This window comes from Acidovorax sp. PRC11, from assembly GCF_031844105.1.
In the GTDB taxonomy this organism is placed as follows: domain Bacteria; phylum Pseudomonadota; class Gammaproteobacteria; order Burkholderiales; family Burkholderiaceae_C; genus Paracidovorax.
Window position 1 is genome coordinate 87,279 of sequence record NZ_JAUZUQ010000015.1, and the last position, 15,229, is coordinate 102,507.

A 15,229-nucleotide genomic window follows, 5' to 3' on the forward strand; every position below is an offset into this window, starting at 1 on the left:
GGCCCCGGGCGCGTCCTTTCGGATCAGTGCCGCTAATGCCCGATACAGGCTGCTGATGGCCTGCCGATCCCCGGGAAAACCCCGTCCGGCCGTGGTAAGGCGGCTGCAAGGCATCTGGCTACAATCCCGCACCAAACCCGCGTGGCACCCGTCCTGGCGGGTTTTTTGCTACATGGCATTCGGGCCCAAAAGGCTGAACCGATTCCCGGCCCCATAACGGGTGGGACGTTACCAACGAAGGACTTTCTCTATGGACATTTTGCTGCAGCAGATCATCAACGGTCTGGTCCTCGGCAGCATGTACGCCTTGATAGCCTTGGGCTACACCATGGTGTACGGCATCATTCAACTGATCAACTTCGCCCATGGCGAGGTGCTCATGATCGGCGCGCTCACCAGCTGGAGCTGCATCGGCCTCATGCAGGAGGCCATGCCGGGCGCGCCGGGCTGGGCCATCCTGCTGCTGGCGACGATCATCGCCTGCGTGGTGGCCGCCGCGCTCAACTTCACCATCGAGAAGGTCGCCTACCGGCCGCTGCGCAGCAGCCCGCGCCTGGCGCCCCTGATCACCGCCATCGGCATGTCGATCCTGCTGCAGACGCTGGCGATGATCATCTGGAAGCCCAACTACAAGCCCTATCCGACGCTGCTGCCCACCACGCCGTTCCAGGTCGGCGGCGCCGTGATCACGTCCACCCAGATCCTGATCCTGGGCGTCACCGCGATCGCGCTGGCCTCGCTGGTCTACCTGGTCAACTACACCAAGCTCGGACGCGCCATGCGCGCCACCGCCGAGAACCCGCGCGTCGCCGCGCTGATGGGCGTCAAGCCCGACATGGTGATCTCGGCCACGTTCATCATCGGCGCCGTGCTCGCCGCCATCGCCGGCATCATGTACGCCTCCAACTACGGCACCGCCCAGCACACCATGGGCTTCCTGCCCGGCCTCAAGGCCTTCACGGCGGCCGTGTTCGGCGGCATCGGCAACCTGGCCGGCGCGGTGGTCGGCGGCATCCTGCTGGGGCTCATCGAGGCCATCGGCTCGGGCTACATCGGCACCCTCACGGGCGGCCTGCTGGGTAGCCACTACACCGACATCTTCGCCTTCATCGTGCTGATCATCATCCTCACGCTGCGCCCCTCGGGCCTGCTGGGCGAGCGTGTGGCCGACCGTGCCTGAGGAGAGCACTCCATGAAAAACAACAAAGTCCAATGGGTCCTCGGCGCGATCGCGCTGCTGGTGCTGCCGCTGATCCTGCAATCCTTCGGCAACGCCTGGGTGCGCATCGCCGATCTGGCCCTGCTCTACGTGATGCTGGCCCTGGGCCTGAACATCGTGGTCGGCTACGCCGGCCTGCTCGACCTCGGCTACGTGGCCTTCTACGCCGTCGGCGCCTACCTGTTCGGCCTGATGGCGTCGCCGCACCTCTCGGACACCTTCGCGAGCTTCGCGGCCATGTTCCCGAACGGGCTGCACACCTCCCTGTGGCTCGTGATACCGCTGGCCGCGCTGGTGGCCGCGATCTTCGGGGCACTGCTGGGGGCGCCCACGCTCAAATTGCGCGGCGACTACCTCGCCATCGTGACGCTGGGCTTCGGCGAGATCATCCGCATCTTCCTGAACAACCTCGACCACCCCGTCAACCTGACCAACGGCCCCAAGGGCATCGGCCAGATCGACTCGGTGAAGATCTTCGGCCTGGACCTCGGCCGGCGCCTGGAGGTGTTCGGCTACGACATCAACTCCGTCACCCTCTACTACTACCTGTTCCTGGTGCTGGTGGTGCTGAGCGTCATCATCTGCTATCGCCTGCAGGATTCGCGCATCGGCCGCGCCTGGATGGCCATCCGCGAGGACGAGATCGCCGCCAAGGCCATGGGCATCAACACCCGCAACCTCAAGCTGCTGGCCTTCGGCATGGGTGCTTCGTTCGGCGGCGTGTCGGGCGCGATGTTCGGTGCGTTCCAGGGCTTCGTGTCGCCGGAATCGTTCAGCCTGATGGAGTCGGTGATGATCGTCGCCATGGTGGTGCTGGGCGGCATCGGCCACATCCCGGGCGTGATCCTGGGCGCCGTGCTGCTGTCCGCGTTGCCGGAGGTGCTGCGCTACGTGGCCGGTCCGCTGCAGGCCATGACGGACGGCCGCCTCGACTCCGCCATCCTGCGCCAGCTGCTGATCGCGCTGGCCATGATCATCATCATGCTGCTGCGCCCGCGCGGCCTCTGGCCGTCGCCGGAGCACGGCAAGAGCCTCGTGCAGAAGTCCTGAGAACACCCTTCGAGAGCAATGAACATGGCAGAAACAACCAACGAAGTGGTGCTGAAGGTCGCCGGTATCTCCAAGCGCTTCGGCGGGCTGCAGGCCCTGTCCGACGTCGGCATCACCATCGGCCGCGGCCAGGTGTACGGCCTGATCGGCCCGAACGGCGCCGGCAAGACCACCTTCTTCAACGTCATCACGGGCCTCTACACGCCCGACAGCGGCACCTTCCAGCTCGCCGGCAAGCCGTACGAGCCCACGGCGGTGCACGAGGTCGCCAAGGCGGGCATCGCGCGCACCTTCCAGAACATCCGCCTCTTCGCCGAGATGACGGCGCTCGAGAACGTGATGGTGGGCCGCCACATCCGCACGCATTCGGGCCTGATCGGCGCGGTCTTCCGCACCAAGGCCTTCAAGGAGGAAGAGGCCGCGATCGCCAAGCGCGCACAAGAGCTGCTCGACTACGTGGGCATCGGCAAGTACGCGGATTTCAAGGCCCGCACGCTGAGCTACGGCGACCAGCGCCGCCTGGAGATCGCCCGCGCCCTGGCCACCGACCCGCAGCTGATCGCGCTCGACGAGCCGGCCGCCGGCATGAACGCCACCGAGAAGGTGCAGCTGCGCGAGCTGATCGACCGCATCCGCCGCGACAACCGCACCATCCTGCTCATCGAACACGATGTGAAGCTGGTGATGGGCCTGTGCGACCGCGTGACCGTGCTCGACTACGGCAAGCAGATCGCCGAGGGAACGCCTGCCGACGTGCAGAAGAACGAAAAAGTGATTGAGGCCTACCTGGGCACCGGAGGACACTGAGCATGGCCGAGAAATCCAACAACGTACTGCTGTCCGTGAAGGGCCTGAAGGTGGCCTACGGCGGCATCCAGGCCGTGAAGGGCGTGGACTTCGAGGTGCGCGAGGGCGAGCTCGTCTCCCTGATCGGCTCCAACGGCGCTGGCAAGACCACGACGATGAAGGCCATCACCGGCACGCTGCCGATGAACGACGGCGACATCGAGTACCTGGGCGAGAGCATCCGCGGCAAGGGCGCGTGGGACCTGGTGAAGAAGGGCCTCGTGATGGTGCCCGAGGGCCGCGGCGTGTTCGCGCGCATGACGATCACCGAGAACCTGCTGATGGGCGCCTACACGCGCAACGACAAGGCGGGCATCGAGGCCGACATCGAGAAGATGTTCAACATCTTCCCGCGCCTGCGCGAGCGCAAGGACCAGCTCGCCGGCACGATGTCGGGCGGCGAACAGCAGATGCTGGCGATGGGCCGCGCGCTCATGAGCCAGCCCAAGGTGCTGCTGCTCGACGAGCCCTCCATGGGCCTGTCGCCGATCATGGTGGACAAGATCTTCGAGGTGGTGCGCGACGTCTACGCCCTGGGCGTGACCATCGTGCTGGTGGAGCAGAACGCGAGCCGCGCGCTGGCGCTGGCCGACCGCGGCTACGTCATGGAGTCGGGCCTGATCAGCATGACCGGCCCCGGCCAGCAGTTGCTGAACGACCCGCGCGTGCGGGCCGCCTACCTGGGCGAATGACGCCATGCGGCCATGCCGCTCACCCAAAGACGAAGGCCCCTCGCGAGGGGCCTTTTCCATGTCCGGGCCCGGCCAGGGCAGGGCCCCGGCCAGCGCATCCGCTCAGTAGCGGTACTGCACGCCGAGGGTGGTCATGTCGACGTCCGACTTGCCGTCGGCGAAGTGCAGGCGGTGGCGCTCCCACTCCAGCACGGCGGCCCATTGCGGATTGAAGGCCCAGCGCACGCCGGCGCCGTACGAGAGCCCGAAGCCGTTGTCGTCGCCCGTCGCCACGCCGAATCCGGGATTGCCGGAGGTCTTGGTGCGGCCATAGGTCGTGCCGACCTTGCCGAAGACGTCGAACTGCTCGCCGATCGGGGCGCGGCCCACCAGGCTGAAGTTCAGGCCCTGCGCCTTGGTGTCGCCCCCGAGGCGGCTGGCCTTGCCGAAGTTCAGGTAGCCGAATTCCACGCCGAAGTTGGGATGGAAGAAGCCGCCCGTGTAGAGCTTCCAGCCGGTGTCGCTGTCGTCGAAGTTGAAGAGGCTCGTGCCGTTGCGCAGGTCGTATTTCGATTGGCCGGCATTCAGGCCGATGTAGCCCTGCTGCGTGGCGGGAATGAAGGAGTTGCCGGTGTCCGCGTTGGTGCGGCTGGTCTGGGCGTGGGCCGCCAGGGTGCCGCAGGCGAGGGCGGCGGCGCAGGCGAGCAACCGGAGGGAGCGGGACGGTGCGTGCATGGGGTAGTCCTTGTGGGTGTGGCAGGTGGGCGCTGATCGACGCGCGGCCCGGGTGGGCCGTGCGCTCCATTGGAAACGGCGCTGCATGCAAGGTTTGTGGGTGCTCACAATCGGCATTTGTAGGAAGGGGCTGACATGGTGGCGGGCTTCGATGCCGAACATGCGGCTTCTGAGGCCATGTGCGCGCGCTCGGCAGCGCGACGCCCGGCCCGGTTAAACTCGCGCCTTTCTTGAAACCGTCACCATTCCGTCACACACGCGGCCCTGCCGCCCGTGGCGCGTGCCTGCCAGCCGTCCAGGAGTCCCCATGTTGTTTGGAAAGCTGTTGCCCCGCGAGGGCAATTTTTTCGAGATGTTCAACCAGCACGCGGACCGCATCGTCGAGGCGGCGCGCGCGTTCTCGCAGCTCGTGGCGAACTACAACGATCCGCACCTGCGCGACAAGTACAACCAGGACGTGGACAACGCCGAGCGTGCCGCCGACCGCGTCACGCACGACGTGAACCGCGCGCTGCACAAGACCTTCATCACGCCCATCGACCGTGAGCAGATCCATTCGCTCATCAACACGATGGACGACGTCGCCGACCTGATCCAGGATTCGGCCGAAACCATGGCGCTCTACGACGTGCGCCACATGACGGAGGAGATCACGCGCCTCACGGACCTGAGCCTCAAGTGCTGCGAGCGTGTGCGCGATGCGGTGAAGCTGCTCGACAAGATCGCCGAGCCGGCCGTGGCCGAGGCCGCGCTCAAGACCTGCGAAGAGATCGACCGGCTCGAGAGCGATGCCGACCGCGTGATGCGCAGCGCGATGAGCAAGCTGTTCCGCGAGGAGCCGGACGTGCGCGAGGTGCTCAAGCTCAAGGCGATCTACGAGCTGCTGGAGACGATCACCGACAAGTGCGAGGACGTGGCCAACCACATCGAGGGCATCATCCTCGAGAACTCCTGATCCCGCGGCGGACGCCCAGCCACGCCCCGAGAAAAGCCAAGCATGGAAACCGTACAAACCGCCCTGTGGGTCGTCGTTCTCCTGGTCGCGCTCGCCATCCTGTTCGATTTCATGAATGGGTTCCACGATGCCGCCAACTCGATCGCGACGGTCGTCTCCACCGGGGTGCTCAAACCCACGCAGGCGGTCGTCTTCGCCGCGTTCTTCAACTTCGTCGCGATCTTCATCTTCCACCTGAGCGTGGCGGCCACCATCGGCAAGGGCATCGTGCAGCCCGGCGTGGTGGACACCCACGTGGTGTTCGGCGCGCTCGTCGGCGCCATCACCTGGAACGTCATCACCTGGTACTACGGCATCCCGAGCAGCTCGTCGCATGCGCTGATCGGCGGCATCGTGGGCGCGGTGATCGCCAAGGCCGGGGTCGGCGCGCTGGTCTCCGCGGGCATCCTGAAGACCGTGGCGTTCATCTTCATCTCGCCGCTCTTGGGCTTCCTGCTGGGCTCGCTCATGATGGTCGCCGTGGCCTGGATCTTCCGCCGCGCGCGCCCCAGCAAGATCGACAAGTGGTTCCGCCGGCTGCAGCTGGTCTCGGCCGGCGCCTACAGCCTCGGCCACGGCGGCAATGATGCGCAGAAGACCATCGGGATCATCTGGCTGCTGCTGATCGCCACGGGCTACGCCTCGGCATCGGACGCATCCCCGCCCACCTGGGCGATCGTGTCCTGCTACCTCGCCATCGGCCTCGGCACGATGTTCGGCGGCTGGCGCATCGTGAAGACGATGGGCCAGAAGATCACCAAGCTCAAGCCCGTGGGCGGCTTCTGCGCGGAAACGGGCGGCGCGATGACGCTGTTCCTCGCCACCGCGCTGGGCATTCCGGTGTCCACCACCCACACCATCACCGGCGCGATCGTCGGGGTGGGCTCCACGCAGCGCGCGAGCGCCGTGCGCTGGGGCGTGGCCGGCAACATCGTCTGGGCATGGATCCTGACGATTCCCGCCAGCGCCTTCGTGGCGGCCATCGCCTACTGGATCAGCCTGCAGCTGTATTGACCGGGCCCTGCGGCCTCACTGCGAAATCTTGCGCGCCTCTTCGATCTGGTACTCGAAATAGTGCTGGAAGCTGTAGGCGATGCTCGCCATGAGCACCGCCGTGCCGACCATGAGCGACAGCGCGATCGCGAACACCGTGGCCCAGCGGGTGCGCCCGGCCGGCGCGTCGGGCACGCTGCCCGGGTTGAAGCGGGCGTTCCAGCGCTCCGGAGCCATCAGCCCGTAGAGGATCGCCCGCAGGGCGCATCCGGCGATGGTGAATCCCAGCAGGGGGATCAGCATCCAGCTCAGGCGGTCGTCCTGCCCGAACTGCTGCACCCGCTGGATGCCGTGGATGCCCAGCGCCGTGGGGATCGGCAGCATCCACCCGATCAGGTCGCCGAAGCCGTGCAGGTAGAAGCGGTGCAGCCCAAGCGGGCCGCCGATGAAGGCCAGCCACGCGGCGACGGTCTTGCTCTTGCTGCGGGGGCGGGCCATCGGTGCGGGGTGTTGCGGGGTCATTCGGGGGCCGTGGTGTCGGCGGCGCCCAGCGGCTTTTCCATCAGCACGACATCGCGCCAGGCGCCGAACTTCCAGCCCACCGAGCGCATCACGCCGATCTCGGTGAAGCCGGCGGCGCGGTGCACGCCGACCGAGCCCGCATTGGCGGAGTCGCCGATCACGGCCAGCAGCTTGCGCACGCCCGCGGCTTCGGCGGCGGCGCACAGGGCGTCCAGCAGCAGACGGCCCACGCCGCGGCCGCGCGCGGCGTCCGCCACGTAGATCGAATCCTCGGCGGAGAAGCGGTAGGCAGGCCGCGGCTTGAACCAGTTGGCATAGGCGAAGCCAAGGATCTCTCCCTGCTCCTCGGCCACGATGTAGGGCAGGCCGCGGCCGAGCACGTCGGCGCGGCGGGCGGCCATGTCGGCCGCGCTCGGCGGATCGGTCTCGAACGTGCCGGTACCGTGCAGCACGTGGTGGGCGTAGATGGCGGTGATGGCGGGAAGGTCTTCGTCGCGGCTCGGGCGGATGTTGGGCATATGTCGGGATGTGGCTATAATCGCGGGCTTTGCAGCGTGTCGCTGGCCGGGTGGCCATGTCGCGTGTCTCAAACGCCGCAAAACCTCAGCAGATTTTGCTGTCCCACCCGAAGGATTCATTATGGTCGTCATTCGACTCTCCCGCGGCGGCTCCAAGGGCCGTCCGTTCTTCAACATCGTCGTCGCCGACAAGCGCGTGCGCCGCGATGGCCGCTTCATCGAGCGCCTGGGCTTCTACAACCCCACCGCCAAGGACGGCGAAGAAGGCCTGCGCATCGCCCAGGACCGCCTGACGTACTGGAAGGGCGTGGGCGCCCAGACGTCCGACACCGTCGAGCGTCTGATCAAGCAGGCTGCCAAGAAGGCCGTCGCCGCCTGATCCTCAGACGTCGAACCGGGAATCCATCCTTCCCGGAACGAGGCGGGCTCCGTTGCCACGGCACACGGAGCCCGCTTTTTTTCTTTCCATTCCCTTCTTTTCACCATGCCCACCCTCCCGATCCTCGATCCCGCTGACTTGCCCGCCGACGCGGTGGAAGTGGGGCGCATCGCGGACGCCTGGGGCGTCAAGGGCTGGTTCAAGGTGCTGCCGTACAGCGCCGATCCGGAAGCGCTCTTCTCCTCCAAGCGGTGGTATCTGCAGCCGAGCGAGAAGGGGGCGAAGAGCTTCTTCACCGGCACGGTGCTGCTGCCGATCCGGCAGGCGCGCGAGCATTCCGATTCCGTCGTGGCGCACGCCCAGGGCGTGGACGACCGCGACGCGGCCGAGGCGCTGAAGGGCGCGCGCATCTTCGTGCCGCGCTCGAGCTTTCCCACGGCGGCCGAGGACGAGTACTACTGGGTCGACCTCATCGGCCTGGAGGTGGTGAACCGCGAAGGCATCGCGCTCGGCACGGTGCGCGAGCTGCTGGCCACCGGGCCGCAGACCACCCTGGTGCTCTCCTATGCGCAGGAAGACGGCAAGGAACAGGAGCGCATGGTTCCGTTCGTCTCCGCCTTCGTCGACCAGGTCGATCTTCCCGGGCGCCGCATCGTGGTGGACTGGCAGCCCGATTATTGAGGCGGCGCCGGCATGCGTTTCGACGTCATCACGCTGTTCCCGGAGCTGTTCGCCCCCTTCCTGGCGAGCGGCGTGACGCGGCGCGCCTACGCCACCGGGCTCGTCGACGTGCGCCTGTGGAACCTGCGCGACCATGCGGAGGGCAACTACCGCCGCGTGGACGACCGGCCGTTCGGCGGCGGCCCCGGCATGGTCATGATGGCGGAGCCGCTCGAGCGCTGCCTGCTCGCCATCCGCGCGGACCGCGGCGAGCCTGCCGAAACGCAGGCCCCGCTCGTGATGTTTTCCCCGACCGGCGCCAGGCTCGACCACGCCGGCGTGGTCGCGTGGGCCGAAGGGCAGGGCGCGATCCTGCTGTGCGGCCGCTACGAGGGCGTGGACCAGCGGTTCGTCGACACTTACGTGAACGTTCAGCTGAGCCTGGGCGATTTCGTGCTGTCCGGCGGGGAGATTCCCGCGATGGCCCTGCTGGACGCCGTCGCCCGCCTGCAGCCCGGCGTGCTGAACGACGAGGGCAGCCACCAGGAGGACAGCTTCAACGCCGCGCTCGACGGCCTGCTGGACTGCCCGCACTACACCCGGCCCGAGGCCTGGCGCGGCCAGGCCGTGCCCGCGCCGCTGCTGTCCGGCCACCACGCGCAGATCGAGCGCTGGCGGCGCGACCAGCGGCTTGCGGTGACGGCACGCCACCGGCCCGAACTCATCGCAGCGGCGCGGGGCGCGGGCCTGTTGGACCGCGCCGACGAGGCCACCTTGGCGAAACTCGGCGGGTTGCTATAATGGCGGGCTTTTCGATCCTCTGTCCGGCCGCTTGAAGCGCCTGGCAGCATCCTCTTGGGGTGCCGCTCAGGATGCGCTCTCAGGCACATTCCCGTCAATCCCGACGCCCAGCCAATCCTGGCGCGGCCATGATCGCAAGGACGACATCCATGAATCTGATCCAGACCCTCGAGCAGGAAGAAATCGCCCGCCTGAACAAGACCATCCCCGAATTCGCCCCCGGTGACACCGTCATCGTGAGCGTGAACGTGGTGGAAGGCAGCCGCAAGCGCGTGCAGGCCTACGAAGGCGTGGTGATCGCCAAGCGCAACCGGGGCCTCAACAGCGGCTTCACCGTGCGCAAGATCTCCAGCGGCGAAGGCGTGGAACGTACGTTCCAGACCTACAGCCCGCTGATCGCCAGCATCGAAGTGAAGCGCCGCGGCGACGTCCGCCGTGCCAAGCTGTACTACCTGCGCGACCGTTCCGGCAAGTCGGCCCGCATCAAGGAAAAGCTGCCTTCGCGCGTCAACAAGGCCGCCGCTCCCGCTGCCGCCGCCTGATCGGCCCAGCCGCTACCGGCACCTGAAGCCGCTACAGGGTCCTGTAGCGGCTTTTTTCATGGCCGGCGCGCTGTGCCGGCGCGGGCCGCACGCTTCCCGCACAATCCTGCGCATGCCTTCCACACCTTCCCATGCCTTCGTCGATGCGCCCCCGGGCGGCGCGGCCCCTGCCGGGCCGGTCGGTCCGCTGACGGCCCTGCCGGGCTTCGATCCGCGCAGCGTGCCGGTGCTGGGCGTGGACGCGCACCTGCCTGTCGTGCCGGCCTCGGCCTGGGCGCCCGAGGCCCTGCGCCGGCGCTTCGCCGCGCCGCCGGCCTGGACGCCCGACGTGCTGCGCGAGCGCGCCATGACCACCCGCGCGCCGCGCGACGCCGCCGTGCTGGTGGCGATCGTGCAGCGCGAGGAGCCCACCGTGCTGCTGACGGAGCGCACGGCGCACCTCTCGAACCATTCTGGGCAGGTCGCCTTTCCCGGTGGCAAGGTGGATCCGGGCGATGCCGATGCCGCGGCGGCCGCGCTGCGCGAGGCGCACGAAGAGGTGGGCCTGGAGCGCAGCCGGGCCGAGGTGCTGGGCACGCTGCCGGTGTATGCCACCGGCACGGCCTTCCTGGTCACGCCCGTGGTCGCGCTGGTTTCCCCGGAAGGCGACCTGCGGCCCAACCCCTACGAGGTGGCCGATATCTTCGAGGTGCCGCTCGCCTTCCTGCTGAACCCCGCGAACCACCGCCGCCATGCGCTCGACGTGGGCGGCGTGCGGCGGGAGTGGTTCTCGATGCCCTACACCGACCCGGCCACGGGGGCGGTACGCTTCATCTGGGGTGCGACGGCGGGCATGCTGCGCAATCTCTATCGGTTCCTTTTGGTCTGACGCGCGCGGCGCCCGCCGCAGCGCGGCAGCCATGTATCCACAAGTACGGGCCAGTATGATGCCCGCATGAGCTTCTTTGCCATCCTGATGGCGTTGCTGATCGAGCAGGCGCGTCCCCTGGCCCGCAGCAACCCGATCCATGCCGGCGTGCGCGCGTGGGCGCTGTCCGTGAGCCGCAATTTCGACGCGGGCAAGCCGCACCATGGCTGGGTGGCCTGGGCCCTCGCCGTCTGCGTGCCCTCGCTGGTGGTGCTGGGCGTGCACTGGCTGCTGATGGTGGCCATCGGCTGGCCCGCGGCGGTGGTGTGGAGCGTGGCCGTGCTCTACGTCACCCTGGGCTTCCGGCAGTTCAGCCACCATTTCACCAACATCCGCGATGCGCTCGAGGAGCGCGACGAAGACGCCGCGCGCGCCCGGCTGGCCGCCTGGCAGCAGGTGGACGTGGGCCTGCTGCCGCGCAGCGAGATCGTGCGGCACGTGATCGAATATTCGGTGATCGCCGCGCACCGGCACGTGTTCGGCGTGCTCGCGTGGTTCTCCGTGCTGGCGGCGCTGGGGCTGGGGCCCGCGGGCGCGGTGTTCTACCGGCTCTCCGAATTCGTGTCGCGCTACTGGAAGGCCGGCGGCCGCGGCGCGAGCCTCGTGCACCCGGGCAGCGAGCCGTTGCAGCGTGCGTCCGCCCAGGCGTGGACGGTGGTCGACTGGCTGCCCGCGCGGCTCACGGCACTCAGCTTCGCGGTGGTCGGCAGCTTCGAGGAGGCGATCGACGGCTGGCGCTTCCATGCGCAGCACTTTCCCAACGACAACGACGGCGTGATCCTCGCGGCCACGGCGGGCGCGATCAACGTGCGCCTGGGCGGGGAGGTGCTGCAGGCGCGCCCGGACCCGCTGGCCACGGTGCCGCCCGACGTCGAAGCGGTGGATGGCGACAGCACGCCGGGCCGCGAGCCGGAAGTGGGGCACCTGCGCAGCGTCGTGGGGCTGGTCTGGCGCTCGGTCGTCGTGTGGATGCTGCTGCTCGCCCTGCTGACGCTCGCGCGGCTGCTGGGCTAGCAGGGGGCGGCCTGGGCGGCCGGGGAGCGGGCGCCTACCAGTGGCGGTGGGCGCTCAGCTCTTCGTGCAGCTGCCGGTAGATCTGGTAGCGGTTCGCGCCGATGCGCCCGGAGCCCGGCACCGGCGTGGCGTCGGGTTCGTCCACCTGGTCCATCACCGCGCATCCGGGCTCGTGCAGGTGGGTGCAGTTGTAGAAACGGCACTCTGCCGCGTGCTGGCCGATGTCCGGCATGAGCCGGGGCAGGTCCGCCGCGCCGATGTGGTGCAGCCCGAACTCCTGGAAGCCCGGCGAGTCGATGAGCGCGGTGGTGCGCTCCTCCGGGTCCACCCAGTACCAGGTGGTCGTGGTCGTGGTGTGCCGGCCGGAATTCAGCGCCTGGGAGATCTCCCCCGTGACGGCCGACGCATGCGGCACCAGCAGGTTGATGAGCGTGCTCTTGCCCGACCCGGAGGGCCCGAGCACCAGCGTCGTCTTGCCCCGCAGCTGCTCCTGCAGGGCGGCCCGGTCGACCTCGGCCGAGTGGGTGAGCGACAGCGGCAGCACCTGGTAATGGTGCTGGCCCGCGCCGTCGCCGCACATGTGCCGGTAGGGCCAGAGCCGCTCCCACGCGCGCTCGAAGGGCTCCACCAGGTCGCTCTTGTTGAGGGCGATGACCGGTGCGATGCGCTCGGCCTCGGCGGCGATCAGCGCCCGCGCGAGCTGGCTTTCGGAGAACACCGGCTCCGCGGCGATGAGGATCAGGACCTGGTCGAGGTTGGCGGCGAACGACTTGGTGCGGATCTCGTCCTGCCGGTAGAACAGGTTGCGACGCTCCTTCACGCGTTCGATCGTGCCTTCGTCGCCCTGGCCGGGCGGCGGGGCCTGCCAGAGCACGCGGTCGCCGACGACCGCCTGGCTCTTCTTGCCGCGCGGATGGCAGATGCGCCGCGAGCCGTCGGGGCTTTCGACGAGGCAGTGCCGGCCGTGGCTGGCCACCACCAGACCTTCGAGGGGGACCGAGCGCTCAGCCATGGGTCGCCGATCGGTGCGTCATTCGGAGGCCGCCAGCAGCGCGTCGAAGCGCGCGGCGCATTCGAGGTCGGTGGTGGAGATGCCTTTCACGTCGTGGGTGTTCAGGCGCACCACGCAGCGGTCGTAGTGCACCGACAGGTCCGGATGGTGGTCCTGCGCGTTGGCGATGAAGGCGACGGCGTTCACGAAGGAGATGGTCTCGTAGTAGTTCGCGAAGCGGTAGGTCTTCTCGATCGCGACCGCGGAGCCGTCGCCGCTCAGGGCCCAGCCCTGCAGGTCCGCCAGGCGCGTGACGATCTCGGTGGGGCTGAGGGCGCGGCGGGCCTGCGCGGACCAGTCTTTTTTGGGGAGCATGGAGGTGGTCATGTCGATGGCTGGGGAAGGGGCATGCGTGCCAGCCGTTCGCTGGCCGGTGGATGCGAATAGTAGAACCGCGCATACACCGGGTCGGGCGTGAGCGTGGAGGCGTTGTCCTCGTAGAGCTTGAGCAGCGCGGAGGCGAGGGCGCTGCCGTCCGCCTGCGCCATGGCATAGGCATCGGCCTCGAACTCGTCGCGGCGCGACAGCTGGGCGAAGACGGGGGAGACGAAGAAGGTCAGCAACGGCGTGGCCAGCAGGAACAGCAGCAGCGCCAGCGCGTCGTTGGGTGCCGAGCCCTCGGCCTGGCCGGGAAGCAGGACGGCAGGCTGCACGCCCAGGCCCTGGTAGAACCAGGTCTGGCCCGAGAGCCAGCCCAGCAGCGCGAAACCGAGCAGCGCCATCGCGAAAATGCCCACCATGCGTTTGGTGATGTGGCGGTGCTTGAAGTGGCCGAGCTCGTGCGCGAGCACGGCCTCGACCTCGCCCGGCCGCAGCTGGCGCAGCAGGGTGTCGTAGAACACCACGCGCTTGGCGGCCCCGAAGCCCGTGAAGTACGCATTCGCATGGGCGCTGCGCCGGCTGCCGTCCATCACGAACAGGCCCTTGGCCGCGAACCCGCAGCGCTGCATGAGCGCCGTCACGCGCGCCTTGAGGGATTCGTCCTCCAGCGGCTGGAAGCGGTTGAAGAGCGGCGCGATGAAGAGCGGATAGACCACCATCAGCGCCAGGCTGAACGCCACCCAGGCGCCCCAGGCCCAGAGCCACCACAGCGCACCCGCGGCCCCCATGAGCCAGAGGATCAGCGCGGCGAGCGGCAGCCCGATCACGGCGCCCATCAGCGTGGACTGCGCCAGGTCCTTCAGCCAGAGGCGCGGCGTGGTCTTGTTGAAGCCGAAGCGCTCTTCGAGCACGAAGGTCTGGTAGGCCGCGAGCGGCAGGTCGATGAGGCCGCTCACCAGCGCGAAAGCGGCCAGCAGCGCGATCTGCTGCGCCATGCCCCCGCCCAGCGCCGACAGCAGCACCTGGTTGAGCGCGTTCAGGCCGCCCAGCAGCGTCCAGCCCAGCAGCACGGCGGCGCCCAGGGCGGCTTCCAGCAGGCCCAGGCGCCCCTTGGCGATGGTGTAGTCGGCGGCCTTCTGGTGGGCGGCGAGGGGGATGCGCCCGGCGAACGGACCGGGGACGGCGCCGCGGTGCAGCGCCACGTGCCGGATCTGCCGGGAAGCCAGCCAGAAGCGCGCCAGCAGGCCGGCGGCGAGCAGCAGGGCGAAGGCCGCGGTCAGCAGGCCGGCGGGCGTGGTGAAGTAGGAGTAAGCGTCGGGTGCGGGAGGCATGTAGCGCAAGTTTAGGGCTTTGCGGACAGGCACTGCGGCGGCGGGGACGCTGCGCCTTGGGAGACAATCCGGGCCATGTCCGATACCGCATCCGTTCCGCCCGCTCCGGCGCTACCCAAATCCGACCTGAATTTCGTCTGGCTCGACTGCGAGATGACCGGCCTGAACCCCGAGACCGACCGGCTGCTCGAGATCGCCGTCGTCGTGACGGGGCCGGAGCTGGAGCCGCGGGTCGAAGGGCCGGTGTTCGCGATCCACCAGTCCGACGCCCTGCTGAACGGCATGGACGCCTGGAACAAGGGCACGCACGGCCGCAGCGGGCTGATCGAGCGCGTGCGCGCCTCCAACGTGACGGAGGCCGACGCCGAGCAGGCAATCCTGCAGTTTCTCTCGGCCTATGTGCGCAAGGGCGTGGCGCCGATGTGCGGCAACAGCATCGGCCAGGACCGGCGCTTCCTCGTTCGCTACATGCCGAAGCTCGAAGCATTCTTCCACTACCGCAACGTGGACGTGAGCACGCTCAAGGAGCTCTCGCGGCGCTGGAAGCCCGAGGTGTACTCCAGCTTCAAGAAGGCGCAGAAGCACACGGCGCTCGCCGACGTGCACGAATCCATCGAGGAACTGGCGCACTACCGCAGGCACCTGCTGGTGCCCTGACTGCGCCGCCGGGGGCCG

The 15,229-nt window shown here is 68.4% G+C and carries 19 protein-coding genes; 13 read left to right on the forward strand and 6 right to left on the reverse strand.

Annotated features, from left to right (window positions below):
* Nucleotides 1-250 precede the first annotated feature (250 nt).
* The 4 genes from Q9R47_RS17150 to Q9R47_RS17165 are packed head-to-tail and all read left to right on the forward strand — an operon-like array spanning nt 251 to nt 3,807.
* Nucleotides 251-1,180, forward strand: a complete 930-nt coding sequence (locus Q9R47_RS17150; RefSeq protein ID WP_311234395.1) for a branched-chain amino acid ABC transporter permease — start codon at nt 251-253, stop codon at nt 1,178-1,180.
* A 12-nt stretch (nt 1,181-1,192) separates the two neighbouring features.
* A complete protein-coding gene (locus Q9R47_RS17155) occupies nt 1,193-2,269 on the forward strand; it encodes an ABC transporter permease subunit (protein ID WP_311234396.1) in 1,077 nt (358 codons plus the stop codon).
* 24 nt (nt 2,270-2,293) lie between these two features.
* Nucleotides 2,294-3,076 carry an ABC transporter ATP-binding protein gene (locus tag Q9R47_RS17160; RefSeq protein WP_311234397.1) on the forward strand — a complete coding sequence of 261 codons (783 nt, stop codon included), beginning with the start codon at nt 2,294-2,296 and terminating at the stop codon, nt 3,074-3,076.
* 2 nt (nt 3,077-3,078) lie between these two features.
* Nucleotides 3,079-3,807, forward strand: a complete 729-nt coding sequence (locus Q9R47_RS17165; RefSeq protein ID WP_311234398.1) for an ABC transporter ATP-binding protein — start codon at nt 3,079-3,081, stop codon at nt 3,805-3,807.
* A gap of 102 nt (nt 3,808-3,909) precedes the next feature.
* On the opposite strand, the gene Q9R47_RS17170 is transcribed toward Q9R47_RS17165, so the two are convergent.
* Nucleotides 3,910-4,521, reverse strand: a complete 612-nt coding sequence (locus tag Q9R47_RS17170) for an outer membrane beta-barrel protein (protein WP_311234399.1) — start codon at nt 4,519-4,521, stop codon at nt 3,910-3,912.
* 307 nt (nt 4,522-4,828) lie between these two features.
* Between Q9R47_RS17170 and Q9R47_RS17175 the strand changes: the two genes are divergently transcribed.
* Both Q9R47_RS17175 and Q9R47_RS17180 read left to right on the forward strand, forming a co-directional pair.
* On the forward strand, nt 4,829-5,476 hold the full coding sequence (locus Q9R47_RS17175; RefSeq protein ID WP_311234400.1) for a DUF47 domain-containing protein: 648 nt from the start codon (nt 4,829-4,831) through the stop codon (nt 5,474-5,476).
* A gap of 42 nt (nt 5,477-5,518) precedes the next feature.
* Nucleotides 5,519-6,529 carry an inorganic phosphate transporter gene (locus tag Q9R47_RS17180; RefSeq protein WP_311234401.1) on the forward strand — a complete coding sequence of 337 codons (1,011 nt, stop codon included), beginning with the start codon at nt 5,519-5,521 and terminating at the stop codon, nt 6,527-6,529.
* Nucleotides 6,530-6,544: 15 nt separating this feature from the next.
* On the opposite strand, the gene Q9R47_RS17185 is transcribed toward Q9R47_RS17180, so the two are convergent.
* Entirely contained in the window at nt 6,545-7,030 is a 486-nt protein-coding gene (locus Q9R47_RS17185) for a TM2 domain-containing protein (RefSeq protein ID WP_311234402.1), read from the reverse strand.
* Nucleotides 7,027-7,548 (reverse strand): N-acetyltransferase family protein, encoded by a 522-nt coding sequence (locus tag Q9R47_RS17190; protein WP_311234403.1) that lies wholly within the window; start codon nt 7,546-7,548, stop codon nt 7,027-7,029. Before Q9R47_RS17190 ends, Q9R47_RS17185 begins: the two co-directional genes overlap by 4 nt.
* A gap of 121 nt (nt 7,549-7,669) precedes the next feature.
* Between Q9R47_RS17190 and rpsP the strand changes: the two genes are divergently transcribed.
* The 6 genes from rpsP (at nt 7,670) to Q9R47_RS17220 (ending at nt 11,851) form a co-directional block, all read left to right on the forward strand.
* Complete coding sequence (rpsP, locus tag Q9R47_RS17195) at nt 7,670-7,927, forward strand: 30S ribosomal protein S16 (RefSeq protein ID WP_311234404.1); 258 nt, start codon at nt 7,670-7,672, stop codon at nt 7,925-7,927.
* A gap of 105 nt (nt 7,928-8,032) precedes the next feature.
* A complete protein-coding gene (gene rimM / locus Q9R47_RS17200) occupies nt 8,033-8,608 on the forward strand; it encodes a ribosome maturation factor RimM (protein ID WP_311234405.1) in 576 nt (191 codons plus the stop codon).
* A gap of 12 nt (nt 8,609-8,620) precedes the next feature.
* Nucleotides 8,621-9,388 carry a tRNA (guanosine(37)-N1)-methyltransferase TrmD gene (gene trmD / locus Q9R47_RS17205; protein ID WP_311234406.1) on the forward strand — a complete coding sequence of 256 codons (768 nt, stop codon included), beginning with the start codon at nt 8,621-8,623 and terminating at the stop codon, nt 9,386-9,388.
* Nucleotides 9,389-9,537: 149 nt separating this feature from the next.
* Entirely contained in the window at nt 9,538-9,930 is a 393-nt protein-coding gene (gene rplS, locus Q9R47_RS17210; RefSeq protein ID WP_311234407.1) for a 50S ribosomal protein L19, read from the forward strand.
* Between the two features lie 112 nt (nt 9,931-10,042).
* Nucleotides 10,043-10,798: a CoA pyrophosphatase gene (locus Q9R47_RS17215; RefSeq protein ID WP_311234408.1), complete on the forward strand. Its 756-nt coding sequence runs from the start codon at nt 10,043-10,045 to the stop codon at nt 10,796-10,798.
* A gap of 66 nt (nt 10,799-10,864) precedes the next feature.
* Nucleotides 10,865-11,851 (forward strand): CobD/CbiB family protein, encoded by a 987-nt coding sequence (locus Q9R47_RS17220; RefSeq protein ID WP_311234409.1) that lies wholly within the window; start codon nt 10,865-10,867, stop codon nt 11,849-11,851.
* A 34-nt stretch (nt 11,852-11,885) separates the two neighbouring features.
* On the opposite strand, the gene rsgA is transcribed toward Q9R47_RS17220, so the two are convergent.
* From rsgA to Q9R47_RS17235, 3 genes are read right to left on the reverse strand one after another with little or no spacing between them, the layout of a single operon-like run.
* Nucleotides 11,886-12,863, reverse strand: a complete 978-nt coding sequence (gene rsgA / locus Q9R47_RS17225; protein ID WP_311234410.1) for a ribosome small subunit-dependent GTPase A — start codon at nt 12,861-12,863, stop codon at nt 11,886-11,888.
* A gap of 18 nt (nt 12,864-12,881) precedes the next feature.
* Nucleotides 12,882-13,229, reverse strand: a complete 348-nt coding sequence (locus Q9R47_RS17230) for a 4a-hydroxytetrahydrobiopterin dehydratase (RefSeq protein WP_311234411.1) — start codon at nt 13,227-13,229, stop codon at nt 12,882-12,884.
* Nucleotides 13,226-14,554: a M48 family metallopeptidase gene (locus Q9R47_RS17235; RefSeq protein ID WP_311234412.1), complete on the reverse strand. Its 1,329-nt coding sequence runs from the start codon at nt 14,552-14,554 to the stop codon at nt 13,226-13,228. The genes Q9R47_RS17230 and Q9R47_RS17235 overlap by 4 nt, the downstream gene beginning before the upstream one ends.
* Before the next feature lie 75 nt (nt 14,555-14,629).
* Between Q9R47_RS17235 and orn the strand changes: the two genes are divergently transcribed.
* Nucleotides 14,630-15,211, forward strand: coding sequence for an oligoribonuclease (gene orn, locus Q9R47_RS17240; RefSeq protein ID WP_311234413.1), 582 nt, complete (start codon nt 14,630-14,632; stop codon nt 15,209-15,211).
* Nucleotides 15,212-15,229: the final 18 nt, after the last annotated feature.